This window comes from Streptomyces sp. CA-142005 (assembly GCF_050942335.1).
GTDB lineage: Bacteria > Actinomycetota > Actinomycetes > Streptomycetales > Streptomycetaceae > Streptomyces.
Map to the genome: position 1 here is coordinate 9,713,554 of NZ_CP192078.1, position 18,940 is coordinate 9,732,493.

Genomic DNA, 18,940 nt, shown 5'->3' on the forward strand with positions numbered 1-18,940 from the left:
CTAGGTTCGCCTCATGACCTCATCTGTCGATCCACAGCACCGCGACGCCGAGGCACGACCAGGCCTGCTGACCCGCGCGTTGTTGATGCGTTTCGTCACGGTCGTGGGAGCCTCGGCCGGCTTCTTCCTGTTGCTCTCCGTCGTCCCGATGTACGCCCAGAGCGTGCCGGGCCGGGGCAGCGACGAGGCGGGGCTGGTCACCGGCGCGCTGATGCTGGCGACGGTCACCGGCGAGCTGATGGCCCCGTGGCTGGCGGCACGCTGCGGCTACCGCGTGGCGTTGGGCGTTGGGCTGCTGTTGCTGGGTGCTCCGGCGCTGGTCCTGACGGTCTCGCAGAGCATGGTGTGGATCGTCGCGGTGTGTCTCGTTCGCGGTCTCGGCTTCGCGTTCACCGTGGTGGCGGGCGGGGCACTGACGGTGTCGCTGATCCCGCCCGAGCGCCGTGGCGAGGGTCTGGCCCTGACCGGCATCGTGGCCGGTGTGCCGTCGCTCGTGGGGCTGCCGCTCGGGACCTGGCTGGCCTCGCACACGGGATACGGGCCGGTCTGCGCGGTGGCGGCCCTGCTCGCGCTGGTCTCCATCGCCGCCGTACCGGGCCTGCCCGACCGGGAGGCGGCGCCGGGCACGCCCCTGGGTGTGTTCGCGGGGGCGCGTTGCGGGGCGATCGCCCGGCCCACGGCCGTCTTCGCGGTGACCGCGCTGGGCGCGGGCATCATCGTCACGTTCCTGCCGCTGGCCGTGGCGTCGCACTGTTCCGGCGTGGTCGCAGCGGCGCTGTTAGTGCAGCCGGCCGCCGCGACGGTCTCCCGGTGGTTCGCCGGCCGCCACGGCGACAGGCACGGACCCGCCGGGCTGGTTCTGCCGGGGCTGCTCGCCTCGGCCGTGGGCATCCTCGTCGTCGCCCTCACGGACGTCCCCGTCGCGGTGATCGTGGGCGTGGCCGTGTTCGGAATCGGCTTCGGCATCACCCAGAACGCGACCATCACGCTGATGTACTCCCGGGTCCCGGCCTCCGGGTACGGGACCGTGAGCGCTTTGTGGAATGTCGCCTACGACGCGGGCATGGGCATCGGCGCGGTCGGCTTCGGCGCGGTGGCAGGCCTCACTGGCTACCCCGGCGCATTCGTCCTGACCGGGGCCCTGATGCTGACCGCCCTCGTCCCGGCCTGGTGGGACCGGACGGCCGCGGGCAGGACGTGGGCCGCGGGCCGGTCGGCGCCGGGAGAGGAGGAGAAGCAGCGATGAGGCATCGAAAATCCACGCAGACGTTGAATCTCCAGGTCTCTCGATCCGCGGGGAAGAAAGAAAAGGAGACGGAAGTGAACGCGGTACTCGAACTGCGCCAAGCGCGCGTCTCAGATCACGATGTGATCGGCGGGTGCGTGCAGCAGTGGTGGAACGACTCCCGCACACCTGATCAGGCTCGCGAACTTTCTCTGCTGCTTCCGAGGCTTTTTCTGCAGTTCTTCTCCAGCACCAGTCTGGTGCTGGAGGACGATGAGGAGATCAGAGCGTTCCTCATCGGATTCCACGCCGCGGACAATGAGGAAGAAACGTATATCCACTTCGTGGGGGTCGATCCCACGCTGCGCGGGCAGGGAGCCTTTTCCAACCTGCGTCCGAGCTGCGGCAGTTGGGCTGACAACATGGTGAAGCCCCTGGTAGATGGGTTTTCGACCAAGAGAACCGTCTCCACCAGAGGCTTCACATGCTTGTCTACCCGTCGGGCGTCGACGTGTCCAGCTCCACCCTCCGCTTCCTCACGCAGCAGTTGCGGCGGCACCGCCGTGCGATCGGCTCCCGGTGGCGGCGCCTGAGCGCCGGCCGCCAGGCCCTGCTCACCCTCGCCCATCTGCGGGTGGGACACACGTATACCCAGCTCGGGGCCGGGTTCGGCGTCGGCACCACGACGGCCTACCGCTATGTCACCGAGGCTGTCGAGCTCCTGGGCACTCTCGCTCCCAGCCTGGCCGACGCGGTGCGGACCGCGTCGGTGAAGGCGTATCTGATCCTGGACGGCACGCTCCTGCCGATCGACCGCATTGCCGCGGACCGGCCGTTCTACTCGGGCTGTGAGGATGATGGCCGTGTCGTTCCGGCCGTGGCCTGACTCGTACTCTGGCTGGCTGCTTGTGCCTTGTGTTTGATCTGTCGGCCCGGCCGGAGCGACGTGTACCGGCACCGGGCCGGCGGAGTGTGTCCCGATAGGGGCCTTGGCCTAGAAGGCACCGTCACAGTCCTGACCGCTCCACCGACCGGCGCTGGCCATCAGTACCGCGCCGTCGAACAGGAGCACCGTGACCACCCTCAGCATGCCCGCTGTCGTCCGAGCCGTCCAAGCTGCTGAGGCTCCGGCTGCGCCGCGTTCGGTGGTACTCGGCGTCGACACCCACAAGGACGTGCACGTCGCCGCTGTCCTTGACCAACTTGGCGCGCTGCTGGGCACCGGAGAGTTCCCGGCCACCGCGGCCGGCTACCGCCAACTTCTGGACTGGGCAGGCCAATGCGGGACCGTTCTGCGGGCCGGGGTGGAGTGCACCGGCTCCTACGGTGCCGGTCTGGCCCGCGACCTCACGACCCAGCGGGTGGCGGTGGTTGAGGTCAACCAACCCGACCGATCCACCCGGCGCCGCCGCGGCAAGACCGACGCCATCGACGCCGAGGCTGCCGCCCGGGCCGCGCTCTCCGGCACCGCCCGGGCACTGCCGAAGAGCGGCGACGGCCAGGTGGAGGCGCTGCGCATCCTCCGGCTGGCGAAGAACTCCGCGGTCAAGGCGCGCACCCAGGCGCTCAACCAGCTCAAAGCAGTGCTGGTCAACGCTCCATCTGCGCTGCGCGAGGAGTTGGAGCCGCTCTCGACTTGGCTCCTGGTCAGCCGCTGCGCGGAGCTGGTCGACCCCCGCGGTGACGATCCGGCCGCCGACACGACGGTCTTCACGCTCCGGCTGCTCGCACAGCGCGTCTTGCGGCTTCGGCAGGAAGTCACCGAGCTCGGGCGGCGAATGACCACAGCGGTGAAGGCCGCCGCACCCAGCCTGCTGACACGGTTCGGGATCGGGCCGGACAGCGCGGCAGCCCTGTTGATCGCAGCTGGCGACAACCCTGAGCGGCTGGGCAGCGAGGCATCCTTCGCCGCGCTCTGCGGCGTCAGTCCCGTCGAGCAGTCCTCGGGCAAGAGCCGGCGTCGCCGGCTCAACCGGGGCGGGGACAGACAGGCCAACGCCGCCTTGCACCGCATCGTGGTCACCCGCATGCGACAGGACGAACGCACCCGCGTCTATTTGGAGCGGCGCACCGCCGAGGGAAAAGGGAAGCGCGAGGTAATGCGCTGCCTGAAGCGCTACGCAGCCCGCGAGGTTTATGCCCTGATACGCGCCGACATGGTCACCTACCATCAGCGGTCTGGTGATCCAGCGACCCTCACGACCGCAGCTTGACGAACATAGGGGCATCAAACACAAGAAACACGGGATGAACGTGCGCCACCCTCAAGTCCTGGAGGCTCCTCCGCAAACTGCGGTGCTCGACCACCCGGGTCACCAGCCTCGTCCAGGCCATCCTCACCCTTCATCTGACCAGCTCAGAGTGAGGGTGGAAAAGGCTCACTGGCTCCGCCCTGTGGAGCGGAGGTCCGGGCACATGGTCGTCCTCAGATTGCCCTGTTCATCGGGGGTCACCCACGTGGCCCGAGCCAACAAGGCACCCGTCCTTGCGGCCCGTGATGATGCGGGGAGTGACTTCCGTTCCTACCGAGGGAATCGACCATGCACGAGATGTGGTGCGGCGCGGACACTTCGGGAGAACCGGTGTGGCACGTGCTTGTGATGGATGAGGGCCTGACGTTGTGCGGGTTGGAGAAGCGTGAGGAGCCCGTCCAATGCGTGTCGACCGACAAGCACTGCTTTCCGTGCATGAAGCGATTGCAGATCGCTATGGCGTCGATCGGGTCCTGAAGACGGTGGCAGAGTGACGGTATGTGCGGCCGCTATGTCTCCATCCGCAGCCCCAAGGAGCTGGCCGGGCTCTTCCACGTCACCGACTGGAACCCGAAAGAGGCTCTCGCGCCGAGCTGGAACGTCGCCCCGACCGATGACGTGTGGGCCGTCCTGGAAGGCACCCGGCGCAACAGCGACACCGAGCGCGTAGTCCGCCGCCAGCTGCGGCCACTGCGGTGGGGGCTCGTGCCGTCGTGGGCGACGGACACGAAGATCGGGCAGAGAATGATCAACGCACGGGTAGAGAGTGTGCACGAGAAGCCCGCTTTCCGTCGAGCGTTCGTCAAACGCCGCTGCCTGCTGCCGGCCGACGGCTTCTACGAGTGGCAGGGGGTCAAGGACGAGAAGTCGGGAAGGCCCCGCAAACAGCCCTACTTCATCCATCCGGAGGATGGCCAGGTACTGGCCCTCGCCGGCCTGTACGAATACTGGCGCAATCCCGAGATCAAGCACGACGATGACCCTGCCGCATGGCTGATGACCTCCACGATCATCACCACTGACGCTACCGACGCCGCCGGCCGCATCCACCCCCGTATGCCCCTTGCGCTCAGCCCCGATCACTACGACGCCTGGCTCGATCCCCGCCTGCAGGACGCCGACCAACTACGCGCACTGCTCACCCCGCCCGCAGGCGGCCACCTGAAAGCCCGGCCCGTTACCACCGCCGTCAACGACGTCCGTAACAACGGCCCTGAGCTACTGGAAGAAATCAAGCCATAGCCGGAGAGCGGACAGCCTGTCCTGGCATCTGTCAGGAGCTCGTCAGCAGGAGTCCTCGCCGCGTCGCTCAACGGCTCGACGAGCCAACCGAGGTCGCCGGAACCTCGCGCGGGATGGTCATGATGGACGTACTGGATGCGCTGCGAGGAGAAGTGCCACATGGCCGGGTCGGGCACTGGCGGTGCTGCGCGTGAGAGCGGCGCCAAGTCGCGGTTCGACGACATCTACCAGCGGCCGGACCCTCGCGCATATTTCGGGCGGCTTGCTCCGCTGGAGTAGGAGATCCAGTACGGGCGCTAGAAGGCTCATGAAGATCTTGGTTGGGGGGTGTCCGGCCGTAGGCCGGGCAGCCCCTGTTCGCTATGCGGTGGCCGGGGCGAGTTGCCAGCTGCCGCCGGTGTGGGTGAGTCCGAGGTTGACCAGTCGCCGGAGGTTGAGGGCGGCGGCTCGGGTGTGGAGCCAGGTGTTGTTGACGATGGCTCCGCGGTAGCGCAGGCGGCGGTTGCCGTGCTGGACGAGCCAGGCGACGGCTCGTTCGACCGGTGGTCGCCAGCGCCGGTAGTCGGCTTGCCATTCGGGATCGGTGGTGGCTTGGTGGCGGGCTGCGGCCTGGAGGTCGTGGTGGGGGCGGATGGTCAGGATGCGGCCGGCCTTGGCCTTGGTGCACCGCTCACGCAGCGGGCATCCGGTGCACAGGTCCTTGAAGGCGGCCTTGCGCTGGTGGTGCTGTCCGCCGGGGTCCGACAGGGGGACCGTGTGCCCGGCGGGGCAGGTCACGAGGGCGGCGGTGGTGTTGATGGCGAAGTCGTCCAGAGTGAAGCCGCCGGGGACGGCGGGCCGTAGCGGGGCGGGCTTGAAGAACAGCCGGTGCCCCGCCTGGCGGAGGGCTTGGCGCGTGTCGCCGGCGGAGTAGGCGGTGTCACCGAAGGCGTCCACCGGGCTCTCCTCGTCGGCCAGCAGGTCCAGGCCGACGGTGGCCTCGTGGTGCTCGGCTCCGGCGCCGGGCCGCAGAGCCACGGCGGTGTATAAGCCGGTCTCGGGCTCGATGGCCAGGTGGGCTTTGTATCCGTCCTGCTGGTGGGTTCGGGTCTTGTGGATGTGCCGGGACTCAGGGTCGACGGTGGAGACCATCCGGTCCGGCGCGGTCCCCTGGGTGATGCGCCAGCGTCCGTCGCGGCCGTCGGAGTCCTCGGCGGGCTCGACATCCTGCCCGGCGACCAGGGCCAGCAGGCCGACCGCGTTGGCCGCTTTCTCGCCCAGTTCCTGCTCGGGCAGGTGGCCCAGCAGCCTGAGTGCGTCGGTGACCAGAGCGTCGACGAGGGCGGCGCGGGCCTGTTCGTCGTTCCAGGCGATACGGGGCTTGCCGGGATCGGTGTAGTCATGCGCAGTGCACTGGACCGCGGCCACCTCGCCGGCCCCGGGGACCTCGCGGATCACCGCACGGACGGCGGCGATGAGCTGAGTGACGGTGTCCTGGGTGGCGACCGCGTCGTCCAGCACGGTGGAGTCCAGCGCCCGCCGCTGCTTGCCCTTGAGGACACCGGTGGCCTTCACGACCTCGCGCACGGCTTCGAACACGCGGTTCGGCCGAACCGAGCGGGAAAGGCGGCGGCGGAAGTAGGCCAGCAGCGACGCATCGAACGCCATGTCGTGCAGACCCAGCCCGCAGGCGGCCTTCCACCGCAGGTCACACCGCAGTTCCTGGACCGTCTCGAAGTCCGACAGCCCGTGCAGGGCCTGCAGCGTGACCGCCGCGGCCAGGATCTGCGGCGGCATGCTCGGCCGCCCGTTCGCCGACGGGTACATGTCCGCGAACATCTCAGCCGGAAACAGCGCGCCACGGTGCTCGGCCAGGAACGCGAACACACTCCCGGCCGGGATCAACTCCCGGCACGTCTCCCACACATCCGGCCCGACCGTCTCCCCGGCCCATTCCCCCATCACCACGAAACGAGTCTGGCCCCGCCGCTCACGCGGCGGGGCCAGAACCCCAAGATCTTCATGAGCCTTCTAGGTCATGACCCTGCCGGGCGTGAGGAGGCCGGTCGTTTCCACAGCCTGCACTATGAGTCCCGCCCCGATGAGCCGTAACGGCGAGGATGTGACGGTCCTCTGGGGTGGACCACGGCTGAGCCGCGTACGGGCTTACCTTGCGTAGTCGACGTCCAGCACTTCGATCATGTCGCCGTGGACCGTGTACGAGCCAGCACCACTCGCCGAACGCTACGGCCAGGTCCGGGGCCTCGATCGCCGGAGTCTGGGCGGTGACCGCGTCGATGAGCGCGATGATCTACGCCTGCGCTTCGTCCGGGACAGCGAAGAGCACCTGGACGTCCGATGCATCCCCGGCAACACCCAGCCGTCCCCTGAACGCGGGCTCGCTGAGTGCCAGGAGACTCTGCAGCAGCTCCCGCAGTTCCGTGTACGGCACTCCTGTGCCAGGTCGCTGTGCTGGAGAACAACGAGAGGCGCCAGGCGGGCGATGTCCGCCGGATGGGTGGGGTTGGGAAGCCGCTGCCAAGGGGCATGGGCCGACTGGGACGGACGAGGCTGAGAGCAGGCGATGTGCGAGGTCAGATCTCCGGCTGGACACTTGAGTGAGATCGCTCGCTGTCTGCATGGAAACCGGGGTGCGATGGCCATGGAACATGGCACGACACGTTCTTCCGATGGAACGGACGTCGTGTACACGGGTTCCGTGTTCGGCGCACCGTGCTGGGTGAGCCTGACCAGCCGCGATCTCGACACAACGCAGCGTTTCTACAGTGCCGTACTGGGCTGGCAGTGGCGCACTGCCAGACTGGGTGACCGTTTCCTGACCGCGCTGGCGGACGGGATACCCGTCGCGGGGGTCGCGGGGATGGCCACTGTCTGGCATATGCCGGTGACCTGGACGCCATACTTCGCCGTCGCAGACGCGGACGAGACGGTCGCCCGCGTCCGGGAGCGTGGCGGGACCGTGGCCGTGGGGCCGATCTCCTTTGCGCCCGGCAGGGCGGCGCTGCTCGCCGACCGCGATGGGGCCATCTTCGGGATATGGCAGGGCCGGCTCGTCACCGAGTGGAAGGCGTGGCGGCAGGCTGCACCGGTGTTCGTCACCCTCCACACTCGCGACGCTTTCGATGCGGCGATCTTCTACGGCGAGATCCTCGGCTGGGCCTCTGGTCGCTCTGGCTGCTGCGAGGTGGAGTACGAAGGGGAAGAGGTGGTGCTGCGCAGCCAGGGTTCCATCGTGGCGCGCATCGAGTCTGGCGCCGTGGATACAGCGCCTGATCGTTCGGTCCGGCCTCACTGGCAGGTCCACTTCGTGGTGGCAGACGTGTCGGGGTGTGCCCGAGCCGCTCAAGAGCACGGCGGCGACGTCCTCGCGGAGTGCGAACACGAGGCGGTGCTGCGCGATCCTGACGGAGCACTCTTCGTGGTGAGCTCCAGTCGTAACCACTGACGCTCTGGCTGGACGGCCCGGAGCCGATACCGATGTCCCCTCGAACCAAGGATCGGAACGCAGGACGGACTTTGTCCGTCGAACGGCTCTTTGCCCTGAGGGAAGCAGACGCCGCCGCACCGGCACTCGGAACGGACGGTGGCCACACAGGACAGCATCGGGGACGATTAACGACAGAAGCCATCCCAAGGTGCACGGAGGGAGGAACACACAATGGCCGGCACCTCGACGTCCGACCGAGCGGGATGGCGGTCCATGCTCGACGAGGTCACCGATGCACACAGCGGTGAACTGGTCACCATTGAAGTGGTGGATCCCTCGATCGGAAGCCAGCGCGAAGCGGAGCGGCTGCCGTTCTCCTACCTCACCTATGATCCGAAGGACGACGTGGTGGTCGTCGCCGTCGGGGGTGAGTCACCGCGTTACCCGGTCGTCCTGCGCCACATGGTCCCGCACCCCAAGGAGGTCGACGTCTCTACGCCAGACGTCACTGAGGCAGCAGTCCGAGTGGTGGACCCCGAGGACACAGCAACCTTGATCACTTTCTTCCCTGCGGAGTCCAGGACTGCCTCATGAACCAGCCCTGACCGAACGGTCCGGCGCCCGGGGCTTCCCTGAGCGGAGCCGCGGGCGCCCACTCTGTGGCCGGATCAGCCAGCGAGGTCAGCCCTGCCGAAGAGGGTGGCGTAGCCAGACGGCAGCTGCCCCGTCGTGGCCGCGCATCACCCGCTTGGCCCACTTGCGGGCGGTGTCCTCCCGCTGCCTCGCGATCTTCTTGTGCAGCTTCGCTGCCTGTGCCTGGGCCTGCCGGTAGCCGGCGGATGCGGGCTGTCCCTTCGGAGGCCGGCGTCGGGCCATCATCCGCTGGTATCTCGCGAGCCGCTGCGCGGCCCGCTTGCCGTGCTCGGCATGGGGGAGGTTGTAGGCGTCGTCGGTGGTGGTGGGCATCTGGGCCCGGCGCTGCTGCGGCAACCGGTCCTTGATGTCCTTCAGCGCTTTGGCACGGGACTTGGCAAAGTCGCGTATCACCTGCTGCTGCGGCACGCTCGCGCCCTCAGCCAGCTATGGCGTCACCCCGCGTGCCTTGGTCAGCATCTTGTCCAACTGCCCCGGGCCACAGGTCACCTTCTCGCCCGTCGCCCGGCTCTGCGCGTGCACCTGCCTGGACTTCGTGACGCACTCATTCCAGATCCACCGGCAGCGCGCCCACTCCGCTTCGAGTGCGCGCCGCGCGGCAGCCGACAGGCACACACGGAAGGTGTACCGGGGCATGCCCGGTGTCCTTCGTTGTTGCCTCTGTCGTCATGCATCCGAACCTACCCGAGAGCACTGACAGTTGAGAGTTCTTGATCATGGTGGGCGACATCACCGCCGTGCGGGGTGGACGCCGGATCGTCCTGACGGCGATCCGGCTGTCCCTGCCCTGCTCCGCAGGAGTCCGATTCCTCCCCGGCCTGAAGGCCGGGGCATCCTCGGAGGAACCCGGTGAACACCGAGCCCAGCCACAGCATGGCCGTCTCCAGGTTGCGGGGAACGCCCGGGTCGAGGTCGGGAGACTGCCCGAAGCCCGGCAGGTCCATCGCGATGATCTCCCTGCTGTCGGTAGCGGGATGACCGGGTCCCAGGTCTGCCGGTGGCATCCCAGGCCGTGCACCAGCACGACCGAGATCATGGTCAACAGGGGGGACCAGTCATGCCGGGCCCGGAGGCCGGGAACCCCATTGCGGGGCCGATCAAGAAGGTAATTGTGATAGTCGACCTGCGGCCCGGGTTGGGCTGCTGCCAGGCTCGGCGCTGGCGTTCCGGCATGACCCACAAGGTAATTGGCGGCTCGTCAGAGCTTGCCGTGCCCCCGAGATGTCTGCCGGACGTCAGCGTCGGCCTGGCCCACCCCGTTGGCTTGATCAGCAGCTTGTCCGCCGTCTCGACGTGACTCATCACAGTTCTGCCACGCGGTGACTCCACCCAGGCCGACGCCGACCACGGCCGTCCAGCCCTGAAGGAGAACAACCGCGTGACCATGCTCGCAGAACAGGTCGACGGCGTCATCGGCGTCGACACCCACCGCGACACCCTCGCAGCCGCAGCCGTCAGCCCCATCGGAGCCGTCCTGGCCACCACCGACTCGCCGGCCAACGCCCGCGGCTACCGCCGCCTCCTCGACTTCGCCCGCAAGCACGTCCCCGGCCGTCGCTGCTGGGCCCTGGAAGGCATCGGTAGCTACGGCGCCGGACTGGCCACTTTCCTCGACCAGGCTGGTGAACGCGTCGTGGAGGTCTGCCGGCCCAAGAGGCCAGCCGTCCGCGGAGGACGCAAGACCGACATGATCGACGCCATCCGGGCGGCCAAGGAAGCCCTCGCCAGCGAGCACTTGATCCAGCCCCGCCTTCGCGGCGAACGTGAGGCCCTGCGTGTCCTGCTTGCCACCCGCCACGGCGCTGTCCTGGCCTCCACCGCTGCGATTAACCAGCTCAAGGCACTGATCGTGTCCGCACCCGACGACCTCCGCGCCGAGCTGCGAAGGCTCAAGCGCCCGGCCCAGATCACACGCTGTGCCCAACTGCGGGACCGCCCGGCCCACGGCATCGAGCACCGTATGACCGCACGGGCCCTGCGATCGACGGCACAGCGCATCCAGACACTTCAGGCCGAGGCCAAGGATCTGGAGAACGAGATTCTCAGCCTGGTCCGCCAGTTGGCACCTGAGCTTCTTGATCTCCTCGGCGTCGGGCCGATCACCGCAGCCCAGGTGCTGGTCAGCTGGTCGCACCCGGGCCGGTTCCGGTCCGAGGCGGCGTTCGCCTCCTTCGCCGGTGTCTCACCGATCCCGGCCTCCTCGGGGCTGACCAACCGGCACCGGATCAACCGCAGTGGCGACCGGCAGCTCAACCGGGCCCTGCACACGATCACGCTGATTCGGATGCGGCTGGACCCGGCCACGAAGACGTACGTCGTCCGCCGGGTCGCCGAGGGCAAGACCTCCCGTGACGCACAGCGGTGCCTCAAGCGTGCCATCTGCAGGCAACTCTTCAAGATCCTCGAGCGCTCTGATCGCGACAGTGGAACGAACCGCAAGGATCTTCCTCAAGTAGCTTGACGCGATATAGCAGCCTCGGGGGTGGGCCGGGGGCGCGGCTGTGCGGTCAGGGCCGGCTGGAGCTCAGCCGCTCGATGGCTTCCAGGACATGTTTGCGGCGCGCGTGCGTGCGCTCGTGTCCCTCGAGAACGCGCAGGTCTGACTCGGACAGGAAGGGCAGGCGCCGCTCGATCTCCTCAACGCTGATCTGGCTGAAGCCGACGATGGGCAGGCTTTCCTCGCTGCTGACCGCTCCTTGGACCTGCTCGGCCGCGGCGGTCACTTCCGGCTCCTCCGCCACCGGCCATTCGTCTTCGGGCCTCTGCCCGGGGCGTGCCGCCTGGCGCAGCCGGTCGGCGACAGCCCGCAGCGGGCGGGTGGCCGCATGGGGGAGGCCGCCGTTCGTCGTCTGTTCCACGCGGAAGCCGTCGCCGGCGGCGGCCACGGTTCGGGCCTGCCTGGCGAGGCTGTCCTCGAGCAGTGCCAGCAGGTCCTGGTCCTGGCTGCGGAGTTCCTGCAGCAGGTTCAGGGTGGTGTGGTCCTGGGCCTGGTCGGCGAGGACCTCGCCGGCCCGTGCGCTGGCCAGGGCCCGGGCGGCAGCGGCGTACTCGTCCTCGGTGTTCCTCAGCAGCTGCTGGTCGTCGGCCGGCCCTCGGCCGTGCATCACCCCGGTCACCGTCTTCTGCCCGATGGCCAGCGGCAGCATGGCTGTTCTGAGGGTCGTGCGGGCGGCGAACCGCGCCATGTCGGCCGCGCCGCCGAGCAGGCTGCGGGGCCGCAGTCCGCGGACATGGCCTTCGATGCGGTGCACCCGGCCCTGCATCTCATCGGCCTCGCGCTCGAGCATCTGCCGGTGGGCGCCGGGCGGCGCGAGTGCCGCATCCGCCCGCAGCCGGTCACGCGCTGCGGCATGAGCGTGGCGGGCATCCTCCAGCACCGGTATCAAGGTCTGCGTCATCGCCATGGGAGGTTGCTCCCTGCATGTGGTGTCGGGCGGGTGTTGAGCGGCTGCCCAGCCGGCCGTCCTCCTGCGGGTGAGCAGCAGGTATCATCCTGCGCGGACCACGCGAAGATCACCCGCCTGGGAGCGCGCTCGCCCTGCGGGCCCCTCGGCACAGGAGCCCGGCTTTACCGCTGCCGCAGGTGCTGAGACAGTCTGCCGGCGGTTCCGCCGTCCGGGTGAGGGTGCGTGTGACGGCCGAGTCGTCCTGGGCACCGCGCGGCCAGTCACGTACAGCCGTCATCGGCACGCCGTTGAAAGCCCCACTCGAATGTCCTGGACCGTCACAGGCTTCAGAGAGCGCGTACGCGCACCAGCCCCGAGGCTGAGCACAGTCGCGGTCCCGGTACCTCGGGCAGGTCCTCCGCCCCTACGATGGCCCGACCCGTGATCAACGGTAAGCGCCGGCGCCGCTGACACAGGCGCGAGTCAGGACGACCGGCCCGGGTACTCCGGCTCCCCGCCGTCAGCGTCGAACACCTTGGTGAAGATGGCACCGCACCGGCAACGCGAGTACTCGACCAGTTCCCCCTCTTCCGACACGCTCAGCCCCTGACTGAGTCGCACATGCACATGATTACCCATGAGGAGCTGCCTTCCTTGACGTCTGTCGTCCGCCTCATCGTGGGCGCCTGCCGCTCACGCTGACAATGCCGCAGCTCACACAGTTCACGAGTGCGACCACAACACTTCTCCATGTGGCCGCAATCCGGCCGTGCCGCGAAGTACCACCAGGAATAGCCTGAAAGTGACAGAAGGTACGTTTGTGCGGAGGTGAGGAGTAATGGCACTGCCTGTGCGACCCGGCGGGCCCCTGGCTGAACGGCGGTTCCCAGGCTGGGGCACGGATCCTCTCGCCGAGTTCAACGATCTCATCGGCAGGATGGGGACCCTGCTGGAGTCCACCATGGGCGGCGCCATGGGCTCCATGACGGAGGGCATGGCCTGGTCGCCGCTGGCTGACCTGTCGGAAACCGATGACGCCTACCTCGTCGAAGTCGAGGTTCCCGGCGTCAAGCGGGAGGACCTCGACATCGAGATGACCGAACGCGAACTGACCGTCACCGGCGAGTTCAAAAAACGCGAGCGCACCGGCATGCTGCGCCGCAGCACCCGCAGGACCGGCCGGTTCGAGTACCGCGCCGCGCTGCCCGGCGACATCAGCCCGGAGAACGTCGAGGCCACCCTCGAGGGCGGTGTGCTGACCGTCAAGGTACCGAAGGCGGAAGCCGCCAAATCGCGCCGCATCGAGATCACGTCCGGACAGTGACCCCAGCTCGGACAGTGAGCCCTGCCCCCGTGCGGTGCGCGCCGTACGAGGGCAGGTGCGGGTTGGATGTGGTGTCCGTCCCGGGCCGACTGGCCGGTCAGGACGTTTCCGTGGACGGATGCTCGGCTCGCGCGTGCGGCTGGGGGTGACCGGCGGCGCGCAGCATCGGCGCAGCGTGCCGCTCGGGACGATGACCGCCTTCGGCCGGAACGCGGCTGCGCGGCCCTTCCGCGTCGGGCAGGGGCACGGGGCGGCGGGCCGCGAGGCGCCCGACCCAGCGCCGGCCGCAGTGTTCGCAGGGTGGAGCGCCTTGCGGCGTGTAGGGGGAGGGAACCGCCGTGTTGTCGCGGTAGAAGACCTCCCACTCGGCATCGAGGGCGTCCCGGTAGCGCTGCACGTCGTAGTCGACGCTCCAGCGGTGCCAGCACGAGCCGCAGGTGAACTCGACTCGTTCGACGGCAAGTTCGGTGATCACTGCACTGCACCTCCCATCCGGTTGGCGACTGTGGTCCGGGGCGCTGTGAGCGCGGCCTCGAGGGAGGGGGTAGACGGGCAGGGCCTGGGTGGGCGAGTCCGCTGTCGCGCAGGAGTCCGCTCCACCCCCCCTTCGGGGCATGTCAGGCGCAGCTCTCCCTCGTCCTCCTCCAGCATGGCCCTAACGGACATCAGGGCAGCCAGGCCGCCGGTGTCGGCCCAGGTCAGCTCGGACAGGTCCACGATCAGGTTGAGCAAGGGCCGGTGCTCGGCGGTGACGGCGGCCTCGTAATCACACAGCTCACGGGCCGTGGTGGTGTCCAGGGCCCCTTTGATCTCCGTCACGGCCACAGCCGTTCTCCCAGTGGGAGGCGAGGAACACGGCCGTGGTCCTCACTCCTGCCGCTCAGCGCCCGCCATGGCCCGCCGTACGACGTTCAGGGTGGGGCGCCCACGGTCATGTCGTCGATGCTGCGGTCTGCTGTTGTCTACCTGTATTCCCTCCTCATGTGTCATTTCTTCCGCTTGCTTCCCCTGGCGCGGGATGTCAGCTCTCGATCTGCTGTGACTCCGTGTCCTTCCGGCCGATCTCGATGCGGCGGGGCTTGGCCTCTTCCGTCACCGGAATCTTTACGGTGAGCACGCCGGCGTCGTAGTGGGCGGTGATCTTCTCAGGGTCGAGCGAGTCGCCCAGCAGAAGCTGGCGGCTGAAGACGCCGTGGGGCCGCTCCGCGACGAGCAGGTCGGCCTCCTTGGCGTCCGGGCGGGGCCGCTCGGCTCGCACGGTCAGCACGTTGCGCTCCACGTTGACGTCGACGGTGTCGGGATCGACGCCGGGCAGGTCGAAGTGGACGACGAAGGCGTCGCCGCTCTGATAGGCGTCGATCGGCATGACGGCCGACGGTGCCAGGGAGCCGAACATCTGCTGGGTGAGCCGGTCGAGGTCCCGGAAGGGATCGGTGCGGATGAGCGCAGCCATCGTGCAGCTCCTTTCACCTGGCGGTCTGCCCATTCCGGGCTCCGGGAAGCCGGAATGCCTCTGAAACCCCTATACCTCCCCCATCAATCCTTGACAAGACGAGACTCAAGTTTTATCTCAGGAATTGAGGCAAGTAAGGGTGAAGTGCCAGCTCGCAGTGAGCGAGGAGGTGGCGGGATGCCGGCGCGGGACCAGGGTGGAGATCTGTATGCGGTGCTGGGGGTGGAGCCCTCGGCGACAGCCGAGGTGATCACCTCTGCCTTCCGCGCCCGGGTGCGGGAGCTGCGCCCCGACACCCGCGTGGATGGGGTCACCGCCGAACGGTTCGGCGAGGTGCGGTCGGCGTACGAGACGCTCCGCGATCCGGTCCTGCGCGCGGCGTACGACCAGGCGTACCAGCGGACGGCCGAGCGGTCGTACGACCCCGGCCCTGTCGTCGCGCGGCCGGTCCGGCAGGCGCCGCGTTACCTCGTGGTGCTCGGGGTCGTGCGTCCCGAGCCTGCGCTGCGGGCCGGTCCCGTCCGGTGGGAGCCGGCATCCCGATGAGGCCCCGATCGCAGACGTGAAGCAGAGCATGGTGAGGAGGGAGAAGCAGATGGCGCGCTCGGTCGGTATCGACCTGGGAACGACGAACTCGGTCGTCTCGGTCCTCGAGGGTGGCGAGCCCACAGTCATCACGAATACGGAAGGCGCGCGGACGACCCCGTCGGTGGTGGCGTTCTCCAAGAACGGTGAGGTGCTGGTCGGCGAGGTGGCCAAGCGGCAGGCCGTGACGAACGTGGAGCGCACCGCCCGCTCGGTGAAGCGGCACATGGGCGATCACGGCTGGCGGTTCCCCGAGCACGGGGACGTCGACGGCAAGCGGTACACCGCGCAGGAGATCTCCGCTCGCGTGCTGCAGAAGTTGAAGCGGGACGCGGAGGCGTACTTGGGCGAGGACGTCACGGACGCGGTGATCACCGTGCCGGCGTACTTCGACGACGCCCAGCGGCAGGCGACGAAGGAGGCCGGTGAGATCGCGGGCCTGAACGTGCTGCGGATCATCAACGAGCCGACGGCGGCGGCCCTGGCCTATGGGCTGGACAAGGAGAACGACCAGACGGTCCTCGTCTTCGATCTGGGCGGTGGCACCTTCGACGTGTCCCTGCTGGAGATGGGTGAGGGCGTCATCGAGGTGAAGGCCACCAACGGCGACACGCACCTGGGCGGTGACGACTGGGACCAGCGGATCGTCGACCACCTGGTCAAGCAGTTCAAGAACAACTACGGCGTCGACCTGTCCAAGGACAAGATGGCCGTGCAGCGGCTGCGGGAGGCCGCGGAGAAGGCCAAGATCGAGCTGTCCTCCTCGTCGGAGACCACGATCAACCTGCCCTACATCACCGCCTCGGCCGAGGGTCCGCTGCATCTGGACGAGAAGATGACCCGGGCCCAGTTCGAGCAGCTGACGTCCGATCTGCTGGAGCGGTGCAAGGCGCCGTTCCACAATGCGATCAAGGACGCCGGGATCAAGGTGTCCGACATCGACCACGTCGTTCTGGTGGGCGGCTCGACCCGCATGCCGGCGGTGACCGAGCTGGTGAAGGAGCTGACCGGAAAGGACCCGCACAAGGGCGTCAACCCCGACGAGGTCGTCGCCGTCGGCGCGAGCCTGCAGGCGGGTGTCCTCAAGGGCGAGGTCAAGGACGTCCTGCTGCTCGACGTCACTCCGCTGTCCCTCGGCATCGAGACCAAGGGCGGCATCATGACCAAGCTCATCGAGCGCAACACCACCATCCCGACCCGCCGTTCGGAGATCTTCACCACCGCCGAGGACAACCAGCCCTCGGTGACCATCCAGGTCTACCAGGGCGAGCGGGAGATCGCCGCGTACAACAAGAAGCTCGGCATGTTCGAGCTGACCGGCATCGCCCCGGCGCCGCGCGGGGTGCCGCAGATCGAGGTCGCCTTCGACATCGACGCCAACGGCATCATGCACGTCTCCGCCAAGGACCTGGGCACCGGCAAGGAGCAGAAGATGACCGTCACCGGCGGCTCCGCGCTGCCCAAGGACGACATCGACCGCATGGTCCGGGAAGCCGAGCAGCACGCCGAGGAGGACCGCAAGCGGCGTGAGGCGGCCGAGACCCGCAACCAGGGCGAGCAGCTCGTCTACTCCACCGAGAAGCTCCTCAAGGACAACGCGGAGAACATTCCGGCGGACGCCAAGTCCGAGACGGAGACGGCGCTGACCGAACTGAAGGAGAAGCTGAAGGAGGAGGGTGCGGACACGGCGGCAATCCGGCAGGCGATCGACCGTACCGCGCAGGCCGCGCAGAAGATCGGAACGGCCCTGTACGAGAAGTCTCGGGCCGAGCAACCGGCGGGTGCGGCCGGAGCGTCACCGGGCGGTGCGGCCGGTGAGCCCGAGGATGAAGTGGTGGACGCAGAGATCGTCGACGACGACAAGCCGGAGGCTGGCTGACGATGACCGGGAGCGGTCCGCAGAGCACCGAACTTGAGCAGCTGCGGCGCCTGCTTCAGGAGCGGACCGCCGACCTGCAGCGGATCAAGGCCGAGTACGACAACTACCGCAAGCGGGTGCGGCGGGACCGCTTGGCCGTGCGCGAGATCGCGGTAGCCAACGTGCTCAAGGCGCTGCTGCCCGTGCTGGACGCCGTCGACCGGGCGTGTGCCAACGAACCGCTCACGCCCGGTCTGAGGGGCATCGCCGACAGCCTCACGGAGCAGCTCGGCTCGCTGGGCGTCACGTCGTTCGGTGAGGTGGGCGATCGGTTCGACCCCGCCTGTCACGACGCTCTGACGCACCATGTTGTCCCCGATGCGGAACGGCTGGTGTGCTCGGCGGTCCTGCGTCCCGGCTACCGTCTTGGCGAGAGCCTGCTGCGCCCGGCCACCGTGGAGGTCACCGGGCCGGCCCCGCCCGCGAGGAGCGCACCGGGGCGGGAGTGCGGCGTACGGGATGCATCCGCCCCGGCAGGCAAGCCGCCGTTGCCCGTCTCGCGGAGCTGACAGGCTTGCCCCTACCTGGGTACCGGGGAAGAGGGCATCGCATTGGATGCCCTGAGATTGCCGGCAAGCGGAGGTGACGAAACGATGCAGCACCACGAGTTCCTCGCTCGCGTACGCGAACTCGGCGAATACGAAAGCCAGGACGAAGCCGCGAAGATCACCGACGCGGTGCTGAGCGTGCTGGCCCAGCGCATCAGCCCCGGCGAGGTCGACGACCTTGCCTCCCAGCTGCCCGGACCGCTCGGGCAGGCACTGGCCGAGGCCAAGCAGGCGCAGGCCGAGAGTTTCGGGATCGAGGAGTTCTACCGCCGGGTCGCCGAGCGCACCGGCGCCCGGCCCCGCACGGCAGAGTGGGACGCCAGCGCGGTCCTGACCACCCTGGCCGGCGCCGTCTCCGGCGGTGAGCTGAACCAGATCATCAGCCAGCTCCCCTCCGGCTACGCCGTCCTGTTCGGCAAAGCAGACCTGGCCAGCTGACACCAGGATCCGGGGCACCCCCGGATACGGCCACACCGTCGGCGTGGAGACCACCACCGCCGCTCGGCCAGGGAGTGGCCAACACAGCCTGCGCATCCCGATCGCCGAGCGCGCCAAGCCTCGCAAGATCGCCGTCAGCGGGTCCAGGCGAGCGATCTCGGGCTGGCCGACCGGCCGCCGGGGACGAGCAGCGGCGGAGGACGGGCACCAGATCTCCCTCGCGCCCGCTCTCCGCGCCCCACCGGAGCACAGAGGCCGAAGAAGAAGGGTGGCGGCCGACGTGACCTGGCGACACGAAGCGTTCCTCGAGCAGTCGGCGGGGCAGCCGGGCGGGCGGCGTGCTGCTCGTCAGGGCTGATGTCCGCTGATATTGCCGGTGCGGTCGTCAGCCCAGCGGCCACGTACGCATCCCCAACATGCTCTCGCACGGCGGCGATCCGGGCGGCACGCCAGGCTGGTCTGCAGGTTCTGTTCTCCGAGGCGTGCCG

The 18,940-nt window shown here is 68.5% G+C and carries 17 protein-coding genes and 3 pseudogenes; 14 read left to right on the forward strand and 6 right to left on the reverse strand.

Going from position 1 to position 18,940, the window contains the following annotated elements; genetic code table 11:
• Positions 1–13 precede the first annotated feature (13 nt).
• The 6 genes and pseudogenes from ACQPXS_RS44885 to ACQPXS_RS44910 all read left to right on the forward strand — a co-directional run bounded on the left by ACQPXS_RS44885 (position 14) and on the right by ACQPXS_RS44910 (position 4,719).
• Positions 14–1,246, forward strand: coding sequence for an MFS transporter (locus tag ACQPXS_RS44885; protein ID WP_433455207.1), 1,233 nt, complete (start codon positions 14–16; stop codon positions 1,244–1,246).
• Positions 1,243–1,818, forward strand: a complete 576-nt coding sequence (locus ACQPXS_RS44890; protein ID WP_433455208.1) for a GNAT family N-acetyltransferase — start codon at positions 1,243–1,245, stop codon at positions 1,816–1,818. The genes ACQPXS_RS44885 and ACQPXS_RS44890 overlap by 4 nt, the downstream gene beginning before the upstream one ends.
• Positions 1,710–2,072 (forward strand): annotated as a pseudogene (locus tag ACQPXS_RS44895) (helix-turn-helix domain-containing protein); the annotation flags it as partial. The gene ACQPXS_RS44890 and the pseudogene ACQPXS_RS44895, both read left to right, overlap by 109 nt.
• Before the next feature lie 241 nt (positions 2,073–2,313).
• Entirely contained in the window at positions 2,314–3,438 is a 1,125-nt protein-coding gene (locus ACQPXS_RS44900) for an IS110 family transposase (protein WP_433456233.1), read from the forward strand.
• Positions 3,439–3,482: 44 nt separating this feature from the next.
• Positions 3,483–3,590, forward strand: a pseudogene (locus tag ACQPXS_RS44905) (IS5/IS1182 family transposase); the annotation flags it as partial.
• 385 nt (positions 3,591–3,975) lie between these two features.
• Positions 3,976–4,719 (forward strand): SOS response-associated peptidase, encoded by a 744-nt coding sequence (locus ACQPXS_RS44910; protein WP_433455209.1) that lies wholly within the window; start codon positions 3,976–3,978, stop codon positions 4,717–4,719.
• Between the two features lie 360 nt (positions 4,720–5,079).
• Here ACQPXS_RS44910 and ACQPXS_RS44915 read toward each other — a convergent pair whose 3' ends face one another.
• Positions 5,080–6,660, reverse strand: coding sequence for an IS1182 family transposase (locus tag ACQPXS_RS44915; RefSeq protein ID WP_433455642.1), 1,581 nt, complete (start codon positions 6,658–6,660; stop codon positions 5,080–5,082).
• A 700-nt stretch (positions 6,661–7,360) separates the two neighbouring features.
• Here ACQPXS_RS44915 and ACQPXS_RS44920 point away from each other — a divergent pair.
• Positions 7,361–8,164: a VOC family protein gene (locus ACQPXS_RS44920; protein WP_433455210.1), complete on the forward strand. Its 804-nt coding sequence runs from the start codon at positions 7,361–7,363 to the stop codon at positions 8,162–8,164.
• Between the two features lie 213 nt (positions 8,165–8,377).
• Positions 8,378–8,740, forward strand: a complete 363-nt coding sequence (locus ACQPXS_RS44925) for a DUF5335 family protein (protein WP_433455211.1) — start codon at positions 8,378–8,380, stop codon at positions 8,738–8,740.
• Between the two features lie 123 nt (positions 8,741–8,863).
• Here ACQPXS_RS44925 and ACQPXS_RS44930 read toward each other — a convergent pair.
• Positions 8,864–9,436, reverse strand: a pseudogene (locus ACQPXS_RS44930) (transposase); the annotation flags it as partial.
• A gap of 742 nt (positions 9,437–10,178) precedes the next feature.
• Between ACQPXS_RS44930 and ACQPXS_RS44935 the strand changes: the two are divergent.
• Complete coding sequence (locus tag ACQPXS_RS44935; RefSeq protein ID WP_433455212.1) at positions 10,179–11,261, forward strand: IS110 family transposase; 1,083 nt, start codon at positions 10,179–10,181, stop codon at positions 11,259–11,261.
• Between the two features lie 46 nt (positions 11,262–11,307).
• On the opposite strand, the gene ACQPXS_RS44940 is transcribed toward ACQPXS_RS44935, so the two are convergent.
• Positions 11,308–12,204 carry a hypothetical protein gene (locus ACQPXS_RS44940; protein ID WP_433455213.1) on the reverse strand — a complete coding sequence of 299 codons (897 nt, stop codon included), beginning with the start codon at positions 12,202–12,204 and terminating at the stop codon, positions 11,308–11,310.
• Between the two features lie 919 nt (positions 12,205–13,123).
• Here ACQPXS_RS44940 and ACQPXS_RS44945 point away from each other — a divergent pair.
• On the forward strand, positions 13,124–13,510 hold the full coding sequence (locus tag ACQPXS_RS44945; protein ID WP_433455214.1) for an Hsp20/alpha crystallin family protein: 387 nt from the start codon (positions 13,124–13,126) through the stop codon (positions 13,508–13,510).
• Between the two features lie 97 nt (positions 13,511–13,607).
• Here the strand turns inward: ACQPXS_RS44945 and ACQPXS_RS44950 are convergent, their stop codons facing one another.
• From ACQPXS_RS44950 to ACQPXS_RS44960, 3 genes are all read right to left on the reverse strand, one after another.
• Complete coding sequence (locus ACQPXS_RS44950) at positions 13,608–13,985, reverse strand: hypothetical protein (RefSeq protein WP_433455215.1); 378 nt, start codon at positions 13,983–13,985, stop codon at positions 13,608–13,610.
• Positions 13,982–14,329: an STAS domain-containing protein gene (locus tag ACQPXS_RS44955; protein WP_433455216.1), complete on the reverse strand. Its 348-nt coding sequence runs from the start codon at positions 14,327–14,329 to the stop codon at positions 13,982–13,984. The genes ACQPXS_RS44950 and ACQPXS_RS44955 overlap by 4 nt, the downstream gene beginning before the upstream one ends.
• Positions 14,330–14,531: 202 nt before the next feature.
• On the reverse strand, positions 14,532–14,963 hold the full coding sequence (locus ACQPXS_RS44960) for an Hsp20/alpha crystallin family protein (RefSeq protein ID WP_433455217.1): 432 nt from the start codon (positions 14,961–14,963) through the stop codon (positions 14,532–14,534).
• Positions 14,964–15,140: 177 nt separating this feature from the next.
• Between ACQPXS_RS44960 and ACQPXS_RS44965 the strand changes: the two genes are divergently transcribed.
• From ACQPXS_RS44965 to ACQPXS_RS44980, 4 genes are all read left to right on the forward strand, one after another.
• Entirely contained in the window at positions 15,141–15,509 is a 369-nt protein-coding gene (locus ACQPXS_RS44965) for a J domain-containing protein (RefSeq protein WP_433455218.1), read from the forward strand.
• A gap of 49 nt (positions 15,510–15,558) precedes the next feature.
• Positions 15,559–17,427 (forward strand): molecular chaperone DnaK, encoded by a 1,869-nt coding sequence (dnaK, locus tag ACQPXS_RS44970; RefSeq protein WP_433455219.1) that lies wholly within the window; start codon positions 15,559–15,561, stop codon positions 17,425–17,427.
• A 2-nt stretch (positions 17,428–17,429) separates the two neighbouring features.
• Positions 17,430–17,975 carry a nucleotide exchange factor GrpE gene (gene grpE, locus ACQPXS_RS44975; protein WP_433455220.1) on the forward strand — a complete coding sequence of 182 codons (546 nt, stop codon included), beginning with the start codon at positions 17,430–17,432 and terminating at the stop codon, positions 17,973–17,975.
• An 84-nt stretch (positions 17,976–18,059) separates the two neighbouring features.
• Complete coding sequence (locus tag ACQPXS_RS44980) at positions 18,060–18,452, forward strand: DUF2267 domain-containing protein (RefSeq protein WP_433455221.1); 393 nt, start codon at positions 18,060–18,062, stop codon at positions 18,450–18,452.
• Positions 18,453–18,940: the final 488 nt, after the last annotated feature.

Coding starts and splice junctions, on each gene's coding strand:
- ACQPXS_RS44885 (WP_433455207.1), top strand. CDS start 14: ATGACCTCATCTGTCGATCCACAGCACCGCGACGCCGAGGCACGACCA.
- ACQPXS_RS44890 (WP_433455208.1), top strand. CDS start 1,243: ATGAGGCATCGAAAATCCACGCAGACGTTGAATCTCCAGGTCTCTCGA.
- ACQPXS_RS44900 (WP_433456233.1), top strand. CDS start 2,314: ATGCCCGCTGTCGTCCGAGCCGTCCAAGCTGCTGAGGCTCCGGCTGCG.
- ACQPXS_RS44910 (WP_433455209.1), top strand. CDS start 3,976: ATGTGCGGCCGCTATGTCTCCATCCGCAGCCCCAAGGAGCTGGCCGGG.
- ACQPXS_RS44915 (WP_433455642.1), bottom strand. CDS start 6,660: ATGGGGGAATGGGCCGGGGAGACGGTCGGGCCGGATGTGTGGGAGACG.
- ACQPXS_RS44920 (WP_433455210.1), top strand. CDS start 7,361: ATGGAACATGGCACGACACGTTCTTCCGATGGAACGGACGTCGTGTAC.
- ACQPXS_RS44925 (WP_433455211.1), top strand. CDS start 8,378: ATGGCCGGCACCTCGACGTCCGACCGAGCGGGATGGCGGTCCATGCTC.
- ACQPXS_RS44940 (WP_433455213.1), bottom strand. CDS start 12,204: ATGGCGATGACGCAGACCTTGATACCGGTGCTGGAGGATGCCCGCCAC.
- ACQPXS_RS44945 (WP_433455214.1), top strand. CDS start 13,124: ATGGGGACCCTGCTGGAGTCCACCATGGGCGGCGCCATGGGCTCCATG.
- ACQPXS_RS44960 (WP_433455217.1), bottom strand. CDS start 14,963: ATGGCTGCGCTCATCCGCACCGATCCCTTCCGGGACCTCGACCGGCTC.
- ACQPXS_RS44965 (WP_433455218.1), top strand. CDS start 15,141: ATGCCGGCGCGGGACCAGGGTGGAGATCTGTATGCGGTGCTGGGGGTG.
- dnaK (WP_433455219.1), top strand. CDS start 15,559: ATGGCGCGCTCGGTCGGTATCGACCTGGGAACGACGAACTCGGTCGTC.
- grpE (WP_433455220.1), top strand. CDS start 17,430: ATGACCGGGAGCGGTCCGCAGAGCACCGAACTTGAGCAGCTGCGGCGC.
- ACQPXS_RS44980 (WP_433455221.1), top strand. CDS start 18,060: ATGCAGCACCACGAGTTCCTCGCTCGCGTACGCGAACTCGGCGAATAC.